The sequence below is a fragment of the Streptomyces sp. NPDC056479 genome, assembly GCF_042795335.1.
Taxonomy (GTDB): Bacteria; Actinomycetota; Actinomycetes; order Streptomycetales; family Streptomycetaceae; genus Streptomyces.
The window spans coordinates 184,636-201,158 of sequence record NZ_JBHTRZ010000002.1; the positions used below are offsets into that span (position 1 = coordinate 184,636).

The following is a 16,523-nucleotide window of genomic DNA, read 5'->3' on the forward strand; positions in this document are numbered from 1 at the left end:
GGCCGGCAGCACCGAAATGTCTCCAGGGGGCCGGGCGGCCCCGCTGGGCCGCAGGAGCTGACCGGGCTCGGGCTCGGTCGATTTCAAGAGTTCCGAGTTTGATTCAAGGCACGGTCGTGTATGGGGGAAGGTTCTCCGGCCGCGACGTACCCTCCGGCTCCAAGGGGGGCTGCCACCATTGGCTGGACGAACGGAGAGTGCGCCTGCAATCCCTGACGGTCCTTCCGTTCCTGCTCCCAATCGGGTGGTCAGGAGGGTCTGTCACGGGCGAAGATGGTGGTCATGACGGATGAGGGCATCTCGATCGACGCCAGCACGCCCAGTATCGCGCGTGTCTACGACTACCTGCTGGGCGGGAAGGACAACTACGCCGTCGACCGCGAGATCGGCGATGTGTTCAAACGGGACCTCCCCGGCTCGGTCGGAATCGCCTTCGCCAACCGCGCAGCCCTGACCCGGGCGGTGACGGAGATCGTGACGACGACCGACGTGCGGCAGTTCATCGACCTGGGCAGCGGTCTGCCGACAGCCGACAACGTCCACCAGGTTGCACAGCGACACGCTCCGGAGTCCCGCGTCATCTACGTCGACATCGATCCTCAAGTGCTGGTCTACGGCCGCGCACTGCTGGAGCAGAACGACCGGACCCGAGTGGTCGCCGCCGACGTTCGCAATCCGGAGGATGTCTATCAACACCCGGACACCCAGGAATTGATCGACTTCGAACATCCTGTGGCCGTCATTTTCAGCGCCATCCTTCACCACGTTAACGACGACGAGGACCCGGCACGGATCGTCCGCTACTGGCGCGACCGCGTGCCGTCCGGGAGTTGCTTCTTCGTCAGCCACTTCCGTTCCGGCAACAACTCGGAGACGAGGGAAGCCGAGAAGGTCCTTCAGCAAACCTTCGGCCGCGGCCGGTGGCGCAGCGACGAGGAGATCGAGCACCTGCTGAACGGTCTGGAGATCCTCGACCCCGGCATCGTGCCCGCATCCCTATGGCGCCCAGAAGCGACCAGCAGTCAATGGAACGATGCTGGTGAAAGGGAACTTACCGTCTGGGAGCACCTCATCACGGCCGGGCTGGCGCGCAAGCCTTGAGCCCGCCCCGTCTACGCAGTTGCGGCTCCGACACTGAGTCGACACAGAGAGCCTCCGTGCAGAGGGGGACGGGGTGGAAGCGACCCCGCCCGTGGGCTCAACCATGTCAGGGGGTGCTCACGGCCATCGGCCGGCGTCGCAGTCGCAGTCGCAGTCGCAGTCGCAGTCGCCAGCGGTACGCCATGCCGTCGATGACGATGCGATGCGCGCCTTCACGCCCAGTGCCATGACACTCCTCGACGTGGAGGATGCTAGCCACTGGCTCTGCCATCCGTACTAGGTATGCCAGACCCGTTCGAGATCGTGCGGCGAACCACGCGTAACACCGGGCACCAATTCAGCAAGCGGACAAACACCGGCAGAGCTCCCGTCCATACCAGCCGAGCAACGGCCCCTTAAATCATTCGGCTTCCCAAGCTCAGGTCTTCGGATCTCGAATGACACCAAGTCTCTGGGCTGTATCGCATCCCGCCCCTAACATCGCCTTGTGGACTGGGGAACGCTTGCCGGCACTGCACTCGGCGCCATCCTGGGCGTCAGCACCACACTCCTCGCCGAACGATCGCGATGGCATCGGGAGAACTCGGCTCGCGAACGCGCAGTCAAGCAGCAGCTCTACGCCGAATATCTCGGGACGCTCTCGCTCACCACTCATCGCCTGCGAGACCTGAAGCGCAGCGCCGGTCTAACCAGGGAAGAGCGAATGAAGCAGGCAGGCGAGATTCTCGGATCGACCAATGCCTACCATCTGCGCTACCAGATGCTGATCATCGCTCCACAACGTCTCGGCGACGACGCCAACCAGGCATTCATGCGGATCCGAGACCTACGAGACCGCTTCGACGGAGCCGACATCGCCGCTGACCCTGAGTGGCCATCAGCCATGAGCAACGTTAGGGAGGCACTCGACAATCTGCGTACGGCCATGCGCTCCGACCTCACTTCCGACTGACCTGAAGCCTCGATGTGCAGGCCAACTCCTGCGGCGATCGGATCCGGGGCGACATCATCGCGTCGGCGCTTGGCCCCGCGCCGTTGACCCTCTAGCCGCGTGCAAGGCCTGTACCAGATGGGGCGTGTCTTCGTTTCGATCTCTTCTGCTCACGGCCATGGGCAATGCGTGGGCCACACTCCTAGAAGCATCGCTTCAACGGACTGCCAGCAGGACTTCTTGACGGTCCGTACAGGTCGCAAGCGATCTGGCGTAGCTTTTGCCGTGCTGTGGCCCTGGGCAGCTATGCGGTTGCTCCCTGATGCCCGCGGCGGGGAGGCGAGTGGGTGAGCTTGCGCTTGGTCGCCTGTCCGCGCCGCATGGGCCGACCACCAATGACGTAGGCGCATTTCCATCCGTCGCCGCGGCCCGATCGACTGGTCCGCGCCGAGGATGGGTCGGCCGCCAGCCTTCGGCAGGTGCCCTCGTCGAGTTCGGCCCGGCGGCCAGCAGGGTGAGGATCCAGCGACGGCGCTCGTCCTCCTCGCCGAGGATCACCCGGGACCACTGCTCCGAGGTGATGTACGGCTGGACCTCGGCCGCCATCGCCCGCAGTTTCCAGTTCGGGTGAACCAGCATGGCTTCCACGACTTCCGCAGGCATGGGCCGGTAGATGGTGTAGTGGGATCTCTCCAGCAGCGTGGGCCGCAGGTCCGCCGGGGTGGACGCGTTGAGCGACAGTCCGCGTGCCCAGGCATCCAGCAGCTTCTGCGTGGGCTTCAGTCCCTCGAACAGCGACTCCCAGGCGGCCGCCCGCTCCTCGGAAGTCTCCCCGGCCGCCGCCCGCTCGGCCTCACCGCTCCCCCACGACCAACGACCCGGCCCGCGCCGGCAGTTCAATCGCTCCGTCTCTCCCACCCGTGATCATATTCCTCCCAGAACCGCCCGCCCGGTCTACGGCAGCACTCGCCTTTGTGATCACGAGTCGTTCCTAGACGCTGGGGCCCGCCCCCGAGGTTGTTGGCATCAGCGGTTGAGCGGCCGCTGGGCGACACCACGACGCATAGCCCTCGATCATTGCGGGACGGCCTTAGCCTGGGCTTGTTCACGGCCGCTGCCGCGATGGCCGGTCCGGAATTCCGGATCGCGAGGTGAGCGAGGAGTCCCATGGGTTTGCCCGGTATTCGGTCCTCGTCTCTGCAGACGATCGGCGGGACGCCACTGGTGCACCTGAGTCAGGTCGTACCCGAGGGAGCGGCTGACGTCCTGGTCAAGGTGGAGGGGGGCAACCCCACCGGCAGCTATAAGGACCGGATGGCTCTGGCCATTATCGAGGGCGCGGAACGTCGCGGTGCCCTGCACCCCGGGCAGCGCGTCGTGGAGTTCACCGGCGGCAGTACGGGGTCCTCATTGGCTTTCGTCTGCGCTGTGAAGGGGTATCCGCTGTCGATCGTGACCTCGGACGCGTTCGCGCCGGAGAAGCTGCGCACGATGCGGGCGTTCGGTGCGGATGTGACCGTGGTGCCCAGCGACGAAGGTCAGATCACGCCCGGACTCTTCGTGCGTATGCGCGAAGAAGTCGACCAGATCATCGAGCGCGAGGGCGCCTTCTGGACCGATCAGTTCCATAATCGGGATGCGCTCACCGGCTATGCGGTCCTCGGTCGCGAGATCCTTCAGCAGACCGGTGGCGACGGTGTGACGGTGGACGTCTTCTGTGCGGCCGTCGGCACAGCCGGAATGTTCGCCGGCGTCTCCGCGTCGTTGCGCGAGGGTGGTCCGGTACGCACCGTCGCTCTCGAGCCGACCTCTTCGCCGATGCTGACCGCCGGTAGGGCCGGACCGCACCGGGTGGAAGGAATCGCCACCGGGATCGTCCCACCGCTGCTCACAGCAGGCTCATTCGACGAAGCCCGTGCCATCGACGAAGAGGAGGCCCGTCGGCTGGCCCTGCCGCTCGCTCGGCGGGAAGGCATCTTCACCGGCACCTCCGGCGCCCTCAACGTCGCCGGCGCGCTTCACCTGGCCCGCGAGATCGGAGAAGGACACGTCGTCGTGACGATCACCCCGGATACCGGGCTCAAGTACCTCACGGGCGATCTGTTCATCGACTGACGTCAGGTGTCTGCGGGGCGTTCGAGGTTCACCTCGAGAAGCCGCCGGGCGATCGGCAGCAGCCGGACGGGCAGATCAGTCGATGTCGGACTCGATCAGCCATGCGACGAGGGTGCGCCAGCGATCGGGCTGGTCGGTGTCGCGCGGCCCGACGAGATAGACCTCCTCGACGATGCTCTGGGCGCGCAGCCCGTTGCGGGCAGCGAAGGAGCCCACTGCGCCGTAGGTGAGGTCGATGTCGTCGTGCGGCCCGATGTGGGTGGCGACGGCGGCGGTCCGACGCGGCAGTCGCAGCTCGTGCACGGTGGCCGATGCAAGCCCGCGCGAAACCGTGTCCTGGCCTGGGCGGCCAGGCCAGGACACGGGGAGCTCAGCCGCGCAGTGTGGTCACCGGGCTGTTGTAGGCCTGCGCGGTCAGCACCGGGTGCCGTGACGAGCAGGCCTGCGACGGCCAGGACAGAGTGACCTGGCGGGATTCGCCGGGCAGCAGCCACAGGTAGTTGTCGCTGTACAGCGTCGGCAGGACGCGGCGGCCGTGGGCTTCCTCCAACAGGGACAGCCGGACCATGGCGGCCACCGCCGATCCGCGGTTGTGGATCGTCGCCGTCAGCTCGTGACGGTCACCGGAGCGCGACACCTTGGTGATGTCGCCTGTCAGCTTCACCTGTCTGGCCCTGTTCAGGGTCCGCAGGGCCGAGGTGTCGCGGTAGCGCCAGTAGGTGTTCCGTGACACCTCCCTGCCCTTGGCGTCCGTCAGTGTGAGCCGCAGCAGGTGCAGGTCCGGCAGGTCGTTCGTCCACTCCGCGGTGAAGGCCTTCGCGGTGGCCGCCCGCTCGACGTCCAGCCGTACCGTCCTGGTCGTGCCGAGCTGCCGGCCGGTCAGGTCGAACAGTCGGGCGGCGACGGTGGCTCCGCGCAGGTCGGTCGAGGTGTGGTTGACCGCGAGGACCTGCCACTTCACCGGATCGGCCTGGATGTGCAGGGGCTCGCAGGCCGAACGGGCGCCGTAGTAGGTGCCGTTGACGTCGAAGTCGTAGTCGTAGGTCTGCCAGACCGTGCTGTGCCACGCCGGGTGGGACATCCACAGCATCAGACCGGAAGCGTTGTCCCACAGGTTGTGATTCCACGCCTCGAACATGGCGCGGGTGTTCTCGTAGTTGACGAACTGCGCCTTGCGGGCGAAGTCGTCGAGATCTCCGGACTCGCCGAGGCGTGCTGCGATGGCCGCCTTGTAATTCTGCGGCGCCTGGTTGCCGCGCTCGCTCCAGTCGTGGTGGTACCAGGCGCCCCCGATGGGCCACTCCGGCTCGTCACCCGTCATGTTGCGCACGCTCGCCGCGGTGGAGACCACGGGCATGCCGATCTCGGTGTGGAAGCCGAAGTCCTTGCTGCCGTACGTCATGGGGTCGAAGTACTTCTCCGGCTCCACCCAGCCGTAGGGGCCGCCGCCCGTGACGATTCCTCCGGCCGAGTTGTTCTGGTAGAGCAGGCCGGGGACCTGGTCCTGCACCGCCTCGCGCATGCCCTTGTCGATGGCGGCCGGGGGGTTGCCCTCGTTGGCGCCGCACCAGACGACCACGCTCGGGTGGATGCGGTAGCGCAGCACGGTGTCGCGGGCGAGCGAGATGAACGCCTCACGCTCCGGTGGGTCCATGCCCCACGCGTTGGGGAAGTCGTTCCACACCAGGAGGCCGTGCCGGTCGCAGGCGGCGAAGAACTCCTCCCGGTCGCTGCTGCCGACCCAGTTGCGGATCATGGTGAAGTTCATGTCGCGGTGCATGCGCACGGCCGCGTCCATGCGTTCCGCCGGCATCCGGCGCAGCAGTTCGTCCCAGCCCCAGTTGCCGCCGCGGGCCAGCACGCGCACGCCGTTGACGCTGACCTTCAGCGGGTCGGGTGTGTTGGACACGGACTTGACGTCGGTCCAGTTCTCGCCGTCGTCGGACACCTGGATGACGTACGTCTTCGGGTACGCGCTCTCCCAGACGACGGCGATGCGGTCGAACGTCCGCGAGGATCCGAGGTCGACCTGGATCCACTGGTGGTCCTCGTAGGCGGAGGACCAGCGGGTGCCCGGGTCGCCGTCGGTGGCGTGGGACGCGGGGTGGTCGGACTCCTCGGTGGAGGCGGTGGCCTTCTGACGCAGGGCGAGATCGGTGCCCGGGTCACTCTGGTCGATGACGCTGAAGCTCCACAGGGAGTTACCCCAACTGGTGTTGCGCAGGCCGCAGTTGAGGCGGATGTAGCGCCCGGCCCGCCGGTCGAAGTCCTCGACCTGGAGGCTGGCGTTGCCGTTGCTGAACGGCAACGGCACTGCCCCGTTGTCCACGGACTTCACGTCGGTCCAGTCCGAGCCGTTCGCCGAGACCTGGACGACGAAGGTCTTCGCGTACGCCTGCTCCCAGGTGAGGTCGACGCGGTCGAAGGACTGCGCGGAGCCCAGGTCGACGCGTATCCACTGGTCGTCCTCGTAGGAGCTGGACCAGCGGGTGCCGGCGTCGCCGTCGGTGACGTTGGCCGCGCCGTGGTCGTCCTGGTCGGTGCTGGAGGCCTCGGCGGCGGCGTGCAGGGCGAGGTCGACGCCCGGCCTGACACTGTCGCCGACGGCAAGGGTCCACAGGGAGCTGCCCCAGGAGGTCGCGCGGGTCATGCAGCGGATGCGGACGTGCCGGGCCTGTTGCCGGTCGAAGGTCACGGTCTGCGTGTAGGCGTCGCCGGACGCGGTGAACGGCAGCGGCGTGTCGTACTCGTAGCCGAACTGGCGGATGCCGAAGCGGGTGGTGCGCCGGTCGCTCTCCCGGCCGTCGACCGAGGCCGTCATCGTGAGGTCGTGCAGGTGGGGTTCGCCCAGACCGTTGGGCCACCACAGTTTCGGGTTACGCAGCGTCAGCTGCTGGAAGACGTCGGGGGCGAAGACGACGTCGACGCGCTCGCCCGCCTTCACGGTGACGGTCCTGGACACCCGTACGCCGTCGAAGGCCGCGGTGACCGTCGCGCGGCGGTCGGCGTCGTCGGCGTTGCGGACCGGTACGACGACGGTCACCTCGGCGACCGATACGTCGGGCAGCTTCGGCAGAACGGTGTCCACGCGCGGGTCGCCGATGACGACGTGCCCGGTCGATCTGAGCCGGACGTGGTTCCAGATGCCGGCCGCGCGGTCGCGTACGGCGGGCATCCAGTCCCAGCCAGAGGAGGCGAGGTAGGTCGGGGAGTTGAGGTTCATCTGCTGTGCGCCGGCGTCGACCCATGCCTCGCCCTCGGGGCCCTTGTCCCCCGGGCTGCCAGGCACCGGCATCGGCGTGATCCGCACGGCGAGCGCGTTCTCGTCGTGTGCGTCGAGGTGACGGGTGACGTCGAAGGCGGAGCGGGCGAACGGGTAGGTCAGGTCGCCGACCTGCTTGCCGTTGAGCCACACCTCAGCCTTGTGGTTGATGCCGTCGAACTCCAGCCAGACGTGCCGTCCGGCGCCGGTCCGCAGACCCCGCGGCAGCGCGAAGTCCCGCTTGTACCACCACGAGTGGCGTGAGAGGGCCTCCGGGATGTGCAGGTTGTTCAGGCCCGACACCGGGTCGGGCAGCTTGCCCTGCTCCACGAGCGAGCCGAGCACTGTGCCGGGAACGCTCGCGGGCAGCCAGCCACTGGTGTCCACGGAGGTCTTCGACAGGCCGGCGCCGTCCGCGTCGGCCCAGTCGTCCATGGTCAGCCGCCAGCCCGACTCCACGGGCACGGTCCCGTCGTCCGCGACCGACAGCTTCGGTGCCTTGCCGGGGCGGGAACCCCAGTCGGTCCAGCCGGTGGCCGAGGGGCGCTGGCCCTTGGCGGTGCCGTGCACCTCGAAGCCGTTGAGGCCGAGGGCCAGTGGGCTGGACCGCTTCTGGGAGGTCATGCGCACCCAGCGGGCCCGGGCGGGGCGGGGGAGCTGGACGTTCACCACGCCGCCGGTGCCTGCCGTGGTGCGGTACACCGTGGCCCACGATTTGTTGTCGAGAGAGGTCTCCACCGCGAAGACCAGCGAATAGCTCGACTGGATCTCCTTGCCGGTGGTGCCGCTGTGCACATTGCCGGTGGTGGGGGGCGTGTACACCGGGTCGGAGGCATCTGCCTCGAAGGTCAGACGGATGTGGGTGACCTCGCAGGTCTCCTGGAGGTCGACGGCGATCCACTGCGGGTCGCCTCCCTCGGCGCGCCATCCGCTGCCCTTGACGCCCGGGGAGGCGAGCCGGTCGACGACGAACGAGCCGGGCGTGGCGGCGTAGGCGGTGGAGGAGACCGAGACGGGTCGGTAGAGGGCCAACTCGCCTGGTGTGGCGGGTGCGAGCGGTGCGCCGGTGGGGGCGGCAGCAGCATTCGGCCCGGGGAGCACGGAACCGAGGCCGAACCCGGCCAGCAGCGTGGTTCCCGAGGTGACAACAGTCCGTCGCGACGGGAGGCGCGACGGACCCGACAGATCTGTCATGTGTGTGACGTCCCATCAAAAAGCGCAAGCCGAACCGGCTCCGCACGCCCCGCGCCGAACCGGATGACAACGTTGCCAAAGGCTGTGTCGCTCAGCGTTTTCTGTCAACCCCTGAGACGTAGGTTGCTTCATGCGTCGCTGGATAAGGGTTCGCGAAGTATGACTGGAGCGAACGGTCGGATCCGACCTCCGGGCGCTGCGCGTTCGGCCGAGACTCGGAAATCCGCCGAGGCGACGACACCGATGCGCCGCGCGAAGATCCTTTACGGATAGGCCATTTCAGGCACGTGATCACGGAGTCGTCAGGCGCCGCCTGCCCGGGAGAAGGACCGCCGGCGTCGGCCGATCTTGCAGTCACACGCCGCAGGCCGGGTCCATGCGCGGCGCCGCTCCTGTTCGAGACATTGCATATGCGACGATCACATGAGCTACTGAACAACGTTCCGAGATTGGGCTGGTGGTCGCAGGGTGTCCGGCACCGCGATAACGGTGCCGGACACCCTCCCGGGCACGAGCGGTCTTCTCGCTGTGCGCCCAACTCCTGTGCGGTCATCGGGCGGCTACGGCCTCGGTGGCTTCGCCCGGCGCCCTGTTCACCGTCGTGGAGCTGGCCGGCTTCCCGCGGTTCCTGCCCGAGAGCGCCCCCGAGGACCGACCCGGCCTGGAAGAGCGCTGCCATGCCGCGACCGACCGCTTCCAGGCCGAACACATGCCCCACCGCGCCGCCGACCGGGGCCCGATGCTGACCGCCGCCGGCTTCACGCTCGAGGGCGAACGCACCATCGCCGTGAACGTCGAGGGCTTCCGCAGCGAAGCGATCGGCCGCTACGCCCTCAGCGGCCTGCAACGCATCCGCAACGCCGCCGCCACCGAGCTCTCACGCGAGGACCTCACCACACTCGACCAACTCCTCGACACGGGACGCCCGCACAGCATCCTGCGCCGCGACGACCTTGCGATACGCACCGAACATCGCGTGTGGGCCGCACGCCGCACCTGATCCGGAGCACCCCGATTGCCTGCCGGCAAGCCACAGCATGGCCGCAGGCACGTTAACCCCGATAGGTAGGAGTCGGTTCCGGTCTCGATGATGTTGCCGCCGAAGGTGAGCCGGTCCGTGAGGGTCGGCTGGTCGCCGCGATCTGGGGTGCCGGGGCGGGGTGAGGGCGCTGTTGTGGCCGCCACCCCGCAAGGGGCTGCTCGGTGAGGTCTTCGCCTTGGACCCCGTGTCCGGCGAGTTCACATTCAAAAGTGGCGTCATGGCTGTGGTCCGCCGTGGAGGGATCGTCCGTCCCGACGATCCCTCCAGGTTGAACTCCCGCCCCTCCCCCACCTCCCGCTGGAGCGAGTCCAAGGCTGCGAGTGGCCGGTTCCCTCACGGGCCGTGACGAACTCTGCCCTACGGGCGATCAGTAGGTCAGTGCGTCCTCAGCGGTGCCGAAGAAGCTGGTGACCTGGCCGTCGTTCACCGTGACGGGGCCGTCGTTGATCGGAACCGTCGCGGGGCTCTCGGAGGGCGTCAGCGCAATCTCCACCTTTTCGGCACTCTTGCCGCCCGCGGTGTCGGCGCGCGAGAACATGATCCCGGCGTATGCGGTCTCGCCGGACTTGAGGATCCAGTCCTTGCCCTCCGGTCCCGCGTGCTCGGCGGCCCCGTCGAGCCCCGGAATCGTGATCACCAGCTCGTTTGCCGGCAGCAGACAGGAGGCGCTGCCCTTGTTCGTCGCCGTCAGCAAGGCGTGGTTGACGGGCTTGGACGCGACGGTGACGTTGTAGCTCAAGTCGGCTGTCTCGCACATGCCCACGCCTCCGTCCTGGCCGTCGCCTGCCGCGGGCTCCGACGCCTGCGGGGTGCTGCCACCACTGTCGGCGGTGTCACCGTCGGCCTTGGCGCCATCGCCTGGGCCGGCCGTCGAGGACTCGCCGGATCCCTTGTCGGCACCCGCAGCGGACGGGGTCGCTGCCGCGCTCGAATCGGCCGTGTCCTTCTCGCCACCTCCGTTGCATGCCGTCAGTGCCATGATGCCGAGCGAGACAGCGGCCAGCACCACGGTGGTACGGCGTGGACGAGTTGCGTAAGCCATGAGAAATCCCCCGAGAGTCGGAACGTTCCGGTGATCGTGCCGCATGAGAACGATGCTTCCGCCTGATCACACCGAGCAGGATCCGATTCCGAACACGCTTGTGACACTGCGACAGCGCCCCAGCGCAACGGCACCGGAAGAGGCCGGCGGCCCTTGCCGCGACCGCCGCGTCGCCGTGCGGCAGCGACGCGGCGTACCCGACGGCGCAGCCCACGCGCGCCCACTCATCCCACGCCCACCCCGGGCCGCAACCATGCGGCTCAGCCGACCACACCCACTCAAGGGAACCCCTCCCTGCGCAGGTCAGGGAGCCCCTGTGCGACGATCCGGGTCCGCGATATCGACAATCACCCCGGAACCGGCTGAACCGCACGCGGTGACCACGCCCCGAAAGAAGAGCGCCTGCGTATCACCCGACCAGGGCCCGACGGCTCGTGACCGCCGTCGCGGGGGCGGCGCTCGTCACCGGTTGCGGCGGCGCCGCGCTCTCCGCCCCCGGCTGAGGTCTCCTCGACCACCGCCTCGCCGACTCCCGGCGGCCGGCAGGACGTGCGGGCCGACCTGGAAGCGGCAGCCGAGGCCGCCGGAGTGGCGGACTTGGGCTCCGGCGCATCGCCCCGCCCGGGAGGGACGGAGAAGGAGCGGAAGCTGGCCGCTCTCACCGCGCGACTGTCCCCTTGGGAGGTCTCCTGGTCGCACGACGGCACGGACTCCTCCTCGTCCTCGTCCGGCCCGGACCAGTCGCGAAAGCCTCTGGACGTGGTCCTCTCGGAGCTGGTGGCACGCGGCTGGAAGATGTCCGGGGCCGCCAAGGAGGTGCCGGTCGGGTACGGCCACGTACTTCATGGCCACCTACGGGCCGTCTCGGGCGTGATCGGCCTGCTGCCGGAGGCCCGCAGGGCGCGGGCCCTGCTGGGCACGACCGGCACGCCGACGGATCTGGCGGTGGCCGTCGACGTCCACCCCAACCGGATCCGCGGCCCTGAGAAGGCGGCGGTCACCGTGGTGGAGTACGGCGACTTCGAGTGCCCGTACTGCAGGCAGGCCGAGCCGGTCGTGCGGGAACTACTGGGTCACGAGCACGACGTCCGCTGCGTCTGGCGACACCTGCCGCTGTCGGATGTGGACCCCGACGCGGAGCTGTCGGCGGAAGCATCGGAAGCGGCCGCGCGGTAGGGGAAGTTCTGGGAGACGCACGCCCAGCTCTTCGCACGGCAGGACGCCCTCGGCATCGAGGACCTGCTGCGGTACGCGCAGGAACTCGGTCTGGACATGGCACGGTTCCGAGACGACGTGGAGCAGCGCCGGGGTGCGCGGCGCGTCGCCGAGGACGTTGATTCCGCGGACTTGATCGGGGTGTCGGGCACACCGACGTTCTTCATCAACGGACGCCGCCACCAGTGCGCCTACGACATCGCAGCCCTCACGCAGACAGTCGAGCAAGCCAGGCAACGAGTGCTGGCCGCTCAGGCCGGACTGTCGAAGCCTGCAAGATGAGCGGGCCTGCACCGCGGCCCTGCACCGCGGCTCCCCACCCGGCCACCGAACTCGCCACGCGCCGACTCCAGTTGGGGAACGCGTGCATCCCCGTACCATTGACGGCCCGTCGTCCCGTCATTACCTTCCGAGAGCGCTCTCTTTCACTCACAGCAGGTCCCCGCACTGTCGCTTTCACCGGCGTCTTCAGGCTGTCGGCGAAGCAGGGGGCGTTGCCTTGACTGGGAGGCCCCATGACTCCCGTACGAAGATTCCGCAGACCAATTCCCCGCACCGTCGGACGCTCGGCCGCAGCGATCGCCCTCGCGCTGCTGGCGGCCACCGCCTCGCCGTCGGCGTCCGCCGCCGGCACTGCCACCACCACGGCCGCCATCTGCAACAAGTACTGCGACGCCCGTGATCCCGCCCTCTCCCCCGGCGACCGCATCCCGGTGACGACCAGCCTCCACGGTCGGTCGATCGTGCTTCACTTCGACGACGCCGACGCGATGGGCTGGGCGTCCATCGGCAACGGCAGCCCGGGCGACGAGGTGTGGCTCGACCGCTCCTTCGACGGCGGCCGTACCTGGAGTTCCGGAAGCAAGCTCGGCGACACCACCGTTCCCTCGGGTCAACGGGGCTGGCGCACGCTCATGTACAACGTGGACGACTGGAACAACCACGGCATCGGCGCCCTGCGTGCCTGCGGCAAAGCAGGCGATCGCGCCGAGATCGCGTGCACCGCGTGGGCCCGCACCACCTGGAACTCCGGCGACCGGCGCACCGCGGCGGCCACCGGTCTGATGACCTTCTACAACTACTCGACCGGCCTGTTCGACACCACCGGGTGGTGGAACTCCGCCAATGCCCTGACCTCGGTGATCGACAACATCCGGGTGTCGGGGATGGGCAGTTACTCGTACGCGATCTCCCGCACCTACGACTTGAATCTGAACGCGCAGGACGGGCAGTTCCGCAACGACTACATCGACGACACCGGATGGTGGGGTCTGACGTGGGTCGCCGCCTACGACCTGACCGGCGACCGCCGTTACCTCGACACCGCCCGCACCGACGCGGACCACATGGCGGCGTACTGGGACAGCACCTGCGGCGGCGGAGTGTGGTGGAGCACGGCGAAGACCTACAAGAACGCCATCGCCAACTCCCTCTACATCCAGCTCAACGCGGCCCTGCACAACCGGATTCCGGACGACACGACGTATCGGGAGCGGGCCCGTGCGGGTTGGTCCTGGTTCCAGGGCACTGGAATGATCAACGGTTCGAATCTGGTCAACGACGGTATCGACCTGGCCACTTGCCGTAACAACGGCCAGGCCGTCTGGTCGTACAACCAAGGGGTTCTGCTCGGCGCCCTCACCGAGCTGCACCGGGCCACGGGGGAAAGCGAACTGCTCACTCGCGCACGACAGATCGCCGACGCCGCGACCACGGCTCCCTCCCTCCACACCACCGAGGGCATCCTGCGCGACCCATGCGAGGCTGGCGACTGCGGCGCCGACGGGCCGTCCTTCAAGGGCGCGCATGTGCGCGGTCTGGGCAAACTCAACGCCGCGCTGCCGGAGCATCCCTACAGCGCCTATCTGCAACGCCAGGCAGACCGTGCCCGCACAAGCGACCGCAACGCGCTCGATCAGTACGGACTGCGCTGGTCCGGCCCGATCGACGGGGTGGACGCGGCACGACAGCACAGCGCCCTCGACCTGCTCAACACGGCGCCGTAGCAGAAGCGTTCACGGCACCGCAGGGTGTCGCTCCCCCCGACCCGACCCTGACGGAGAAATGGCGGGTACGTCGTCATGTCAGCACGGAGACATCGCACATGGACCGGCCTCCTGGTCCTGGCACTCACCCTGTCCGGACCGGTCGCCCTGCCCACGCCCTCCCATGCAGCGCCGACCGTCTGCGCGCTGGCGTGCGACACGCTGGACCCCGCGAAGGCACAGCGGGACACGTTCCCTGTACCGGACGAGAACATCAACGGTCGCATCCTCCGACTGCATGTCTCCGACCCTGACAACATGGCTTGGGCGAGCATCGACCATGGTGTGCGCGGTGACTCGGTCTGGCTCGACCGGTCGTGGGACCGTGGCGCCACCTGGGAGCCGCTGCTCGGCAAGGCGAGCATCCCCGGCACTTGGACCGGCACCCGCACGCTGATGTTCAACGTCTCCGACCCGGTCGGTCATCGGCGCGGCTGGATCCGTGCCTGCGGAGACGGCGGCGCAGTCAACTGCACCGACTGGGTGTACCCACAGGTCTGCGACGGTACGTCCTGCGACGGCGCCGATCCCACCACCGCATCCGGCGACGACACTCCCGTCCCCTCGACCACCCTCTTCGGCCGCACCATCAGCCTGCACGTCGACCAGCGCAACGGCATGGCCTGGGGCGTGATCGAAGGCGGCGGCGCGGGCGACGAGATCTGGCTCGACCGTTCCTGGGACGCCGGCGCGACCTGGCCCGAGGGCTCCTCCCTCGGCCGTAAGAGCGTGCCGTCCGGGACGTCCTCGACCCGGACCGCCATGTTCGCGACCCGTGACCCGCGTGGCCTGTTGTACGGCGGGGCGGTCCGCGCGTGCGGCCGTGAGGCCTCCCACCAGGAGGGCAGCTGTACGGCATGGGCGAGGCCCACACCCACCCGGGCGCGCGCGGCGGCGGACGCGCTGCTGGCGTCGTACCACACCAACGAGGGCTGGTGGCACGGCAGTTGGTGGAACTCCGCCGTCGCGCTCACCTCGGTCATCGACTTCGCCGAGCAGACCGGGCGGCACGACTACGACTGGGTGATCGCTCGCACCTTCGAGCAGAACCGCGGCGTCTTCCCGGCGGGCACGCGCAGTTCGGACCCGGTCGAGGGCCACTTCATCAGCCGCGCCGTCGATGACGCGGCTTGGTGGGCGGTGGCCTGGATCACGGCGTACGACTACACCGGCGAGCGCCCGTATCTGGACGAGGCGATCACCATCACCGACTACGTCCACCAGTTCTGGGACCCGAGCTCATGCGGTGGCGGCGTGTGGTGGGACCGGGAGCGCACGTACAAGAACGCCGTGACCAACGGTCTGTACCTGTGGCTCACCACCTCACTGCACCAGCGGCTTGGCGGCGACACCATGTGGGGCGACCGGTCGGTCACGGCGGCGGACTGGTACCTGGCCAGTGGGGTGATCAACTCCGCGGGTCTGGTCAACGACGGGCTGACCAGGGATTGCGCCAACAACGGCCAGACGGTGTGGAGTTACAACCAGGGCCTGGCCATCGGTGCCTTCACTCAACTGTGGCGATCCACCGGGAACAACCGATACCTGGAAACGGCCACGCACCTGGCCGACACCGCGATCTCTTCGCCGACTCTTACCCGCGACGGCATTCTGACCGAGTCGTGCGACATCGCGACAAACTCCTGCGACGACAACCAGAAGCAGTTCAAGGGAATCTTCATGCGTCACCTGGCGGACCTGGCGGACGCGACCGGATCGGCCGCCTATCGGGCGTACGCCGAAAGGCAGGCCGATTCGATCTGGACCAACGACCGGGACTCCCTGAACCGCCTGGGCCAACGCTGGTCCGGCACCACTCCCAACCCGTCGGACTGGCGCACCCAGGCAAGCGCTTTGGAGGCCTTGACTGCTGCGGAACGAACCTGGGCGCCGCTTCCGTGCGGCAGGGTTCAGCAGCCGCCGCAGTTGTAGTACAGGACGTCCCAGTGGTTGCCCTCGTCGGCGTAGATGTTGCCGGAGCCGGAACGCCACTGCGGTGCGCCGTCGCCGCGCAGGCCGATGTAGGTGAAGTTGTTCTTGATGTAGTTCCCGACGCAGGTGTACTTGCTGAAGTCGAGCTTGTGGCCGTTCCAGTGCGAGTACGTGCCGGACGCGTGCCCGGTCTCGGTGCCGCCCGTGATGTTCAGCGCGCAGCCGCTGGCACGCTTCAGGGTCTGGGCGCCTTGGGCGGTCGCCAGGTTGAGCTGCTCGAAGGACGTACAGGTGGCGTTGTTGCGGTTGGAGCAGTTCCCGGACGACGACCAGGTGATGCCGACCTGCTGGAACATTGAGGTCGCCGTTGCGTGACTGATCTTGGTGACGGCGAAGGCTTCGCCCGCGGTGCCGATGACGGCGGCTCCGGGGGCGATGACGAGGGCGAGGGCGGTCAGGACCGAGCGGAGCTTCAAGGCCTTGGTGACCTTCATCTGAGGGACCTTCCTGCGGTGGGCCGTGCTTCGTGAGGGCGGCTGTGCAGGTGGTGCGGGAAGCATGGTGCCCGCGATCTACGCGCGTTGGCCAGAGGACAAAGCGGAACACCTGGGCCGCGCTGACTCCGCGGCGCACCGCATTCATAT

General features: G+C 68.1%; 10 protein-coding genes and 2 pseudogenes. 7 read left to right on the top strand and 5 right to left on the bottom strand.

What is annotated here, in order from left to right; translation table 11 throughout:
- Positions 1 to 282 precede the first annotated feature (282 nt).
- The gene (locus ACFQ6S_RS07175) at positions 283 to 1,101 is read left to right on the top strand and encodes an SAM-dependent methyltransferase (protein ID WP_383404660.1); all 819 of its coding nucleotides are present in this window, start codon (positions 283 to 285) and stop codon (positions 1,099 to 1,101) included.
- 487 nt (positions 1,102 to 1,588) lie between these two features.
- A complete protein-coding gene (locus ACFQ6S_RS07180) occupies positions 1,589 to 2,053 on the top strand; it encodes a hypothetical protein (protein WP_383404662.1) in 465 nt (154 codons plus the stop codon).
- A gap of 195 nt (positions 2,054 to 2,248) precedes the next feature.
- Here ACFQ6S_RS07180 and ACFQ6S_RS07185 read toward each other — a convergent pair whose 3' ends face one another.
- Positions 2,249 to 2,950: a hypothetical protein gene (locus tag ACFQ6S_RS07185; protein ID WP_383404664.1), complete on the bottom strand. Its 702-nt coding sequence runs from the start codon at positions 2,948 to 2,950 to the stop codon at positions 2,249 to 2,251.
- Positions 2,951 to 3,199: 249 nt separating this feature from the next.
- On the opposite strand from ACFQ6S_RS07185, the gene ACFQ6S_RS07190 reads away from it, so the two are divergent.
- Complete coding sequence (locus ACFQ6S_RS07190; protein WP_383404666.1) at positions 3,200 to 4,147, top strand: PLP-dependent cysteine synthase family protein; 948 nt, start codon at positions 3,200 to 3,202, stop codon at positions 4,145 to 4,147.
- A gap of 75 nt (positions 4,148 to 4,222) precedes the next feature.
- Here the strand turns inward: ACFQ6S_RS07190 and ACFQ6S_RS07195 are convergent, their stop codons facing one another.
- Together ACFQ6S_RS07195 and ACFQ6S_RS07200 are read right to left on the bottom strand one after the other, a co-directional pair.
- A complete protein-coding gene (locus tag ACFQ6S_RS07195) occupies positions 4,223 to 4,450 on the bottom strand; it encodes a GyrI-like domain-containing protein (RefSeq protein ID WP_383404668.1) in 228 nt (75 codons plus the stop codon).
- Between the two features lie 67 nt (positions 4,451 to 4,517).
- Positions 4,518 to 8,603, bottom strand: coding sequence for a discoidin domain-containing protein (locus ACFQ6S_RS07200; protein ID WP_383404669.1), 4,086 nt, complete (start codon positions 8,601 to 8,603; stop codon positions 4,518 to 4,520).
- Between the two features lie 577 nt (positions 8,604 to 9,180).
- Between ACFQ6S_RS07200 and ACFQ6S_RS07205 the strand changes: the two are divergent.
- Positions 9,181 to 9,603 (top strand): annotated as a pseudogene (locus tag ACFQ6S_RS07205) (SAM-dependent methyltransferase); the annotation flags it as partial.
- Positions 9,604 to 10,012: 409 nt separating this feature from the next.
- On the opposite strand, the gene ACFQ6S_RS07210 reads toward ACFQ6S_RS07205, so the two are convergent.
- Positions 10,013 to 10,687, bottom strand: coding sequence for a DUF4232 domain-containing protein (locus ACFQ6S_RS07210; RefSeq protein ID WP_383404671.1), 675 nt, complete (start codon positions 10,685 to 10,687; stop codon positions 10,013 to 10,015).
- Between the two features lie 795 nt (positions 10,688 to 11,482).
- Here ACFQ6S_RS07210 and ACFQ6S_RS07215 point away from each other — a divergent pair.
- The 3 genes and pseudogenes from ACFQ6S_RS07215 (at position 11,483) to ACFQ6S_RS07225 (ending at position 15,879) form a co-directional block, all read left to right on the top strand.
- Positions 11,483 to 12,184, top strand: a pseudogene (locus ACFQ6S_RS07215) (thioredoxin domain-containing protein).
- Between the two features lie 233 nt (positions 12,185 to 12,417).
- Positions 12,418 to 13,908 (top strand): glycoside hydrolase family 76 protein, encoded by a 1,491-nt coding sequence (locus ACFQ6S_RS07220; protein WP_383404673.1) that lies wholly within the window; start codon positions 12,418 to 12,420, stop codon positions 13,906 to 13,908.
- 75 nt (positions 13,909 to 13,983) lie between these two features.
- On the top strand, positions 13,984 to 15,879 hold the full coding sequence (locus tag ACFQ6S_RS07225; RefSeq protein WP_383404675.1) for a glycoside hydrolase family 76 protein: 1,896 nt from the start codon (positions 13,984 to 13,986) through the stop codon (positions 15,877 to 15,879).
- Here the strand turns inward: ACFQ6S_RS07225 and ACFQ6S_RS07230 are convergent.
- Positions 15,858 to 16,373: a hypothetical protein gene (locus tag ACFQ6S_RS07230; RefSeq protein ID WP_383404677.1), complete on the bottom strand. Its 516-nt coding sequence runs from the start codon at positions 16,371 to 16,373 to the stop codon at positions 15,858 to 15,860. The two genes, ACFQ6S_RS07225 and ACFQ6S_RS07230, sit on opposite strands and share 22 nt — an antisense overlap.
- Between the last annotated feature and the right edge of the window lie 150 nt (positions 16,374 to 16,523).

Excerpts from the sequence above, each read along its gene's own strand:
- ACFQ6S_RS07175 (WP_383404660.1), top strand. The coding sequence starts at position 283 with ATGACGGATGAGGGCATCTCGATCGACGCCAGCACGCCCAGTATCGCG.
- ACFQ6S_RS07220 (WP_383404673.1), top strand. The coding sequence starts at position 12,418 with ATGACTCCCGTACGAAGATTCCGCAGACCAATTCCCCGCACCGTCGGA.
- ACFQ6S_RS07230 (WP_383404677.1), bottom strand. The coding sequence starts at position 16,373 with ATGAAGGTCACCAAGGCCTTGAAGCTCCGCTCGGTCCTGACCGCCCTC.
- ACFQ6S_RS07200 (WP_383404669.1), bottom strand. The coding sequence starts at position 8,603 with ATGACAGATCTGTCGGGTCCGTCGCGCCTCCCGTCGCGACGGACTGTT.
- ACFQ6S_RS07190 (WP_383404666.1), top strand. The coding sequence starts at position 3,200 with ATGGGTTTGCCCGGTATTCGGTCCTCGTCTCTGCAGACGATCGGCGGG.
- ACFQ6S_RS07210 (WP_383404671.1), bottom strand. The coding sequence starts at position 10,687 with ATGGCTTACGCAACTCGTCCACGCCGTACCACCGTGGTGCTGGCCGCT.
- ACFQ6S_RS07225 (WP_383404675.1), top strand. The coding sequence starts at position 13,984 with ATGTCAGCACGGAGACATCGCACATGGACCGGCCTCCTGGTCCTGGCA.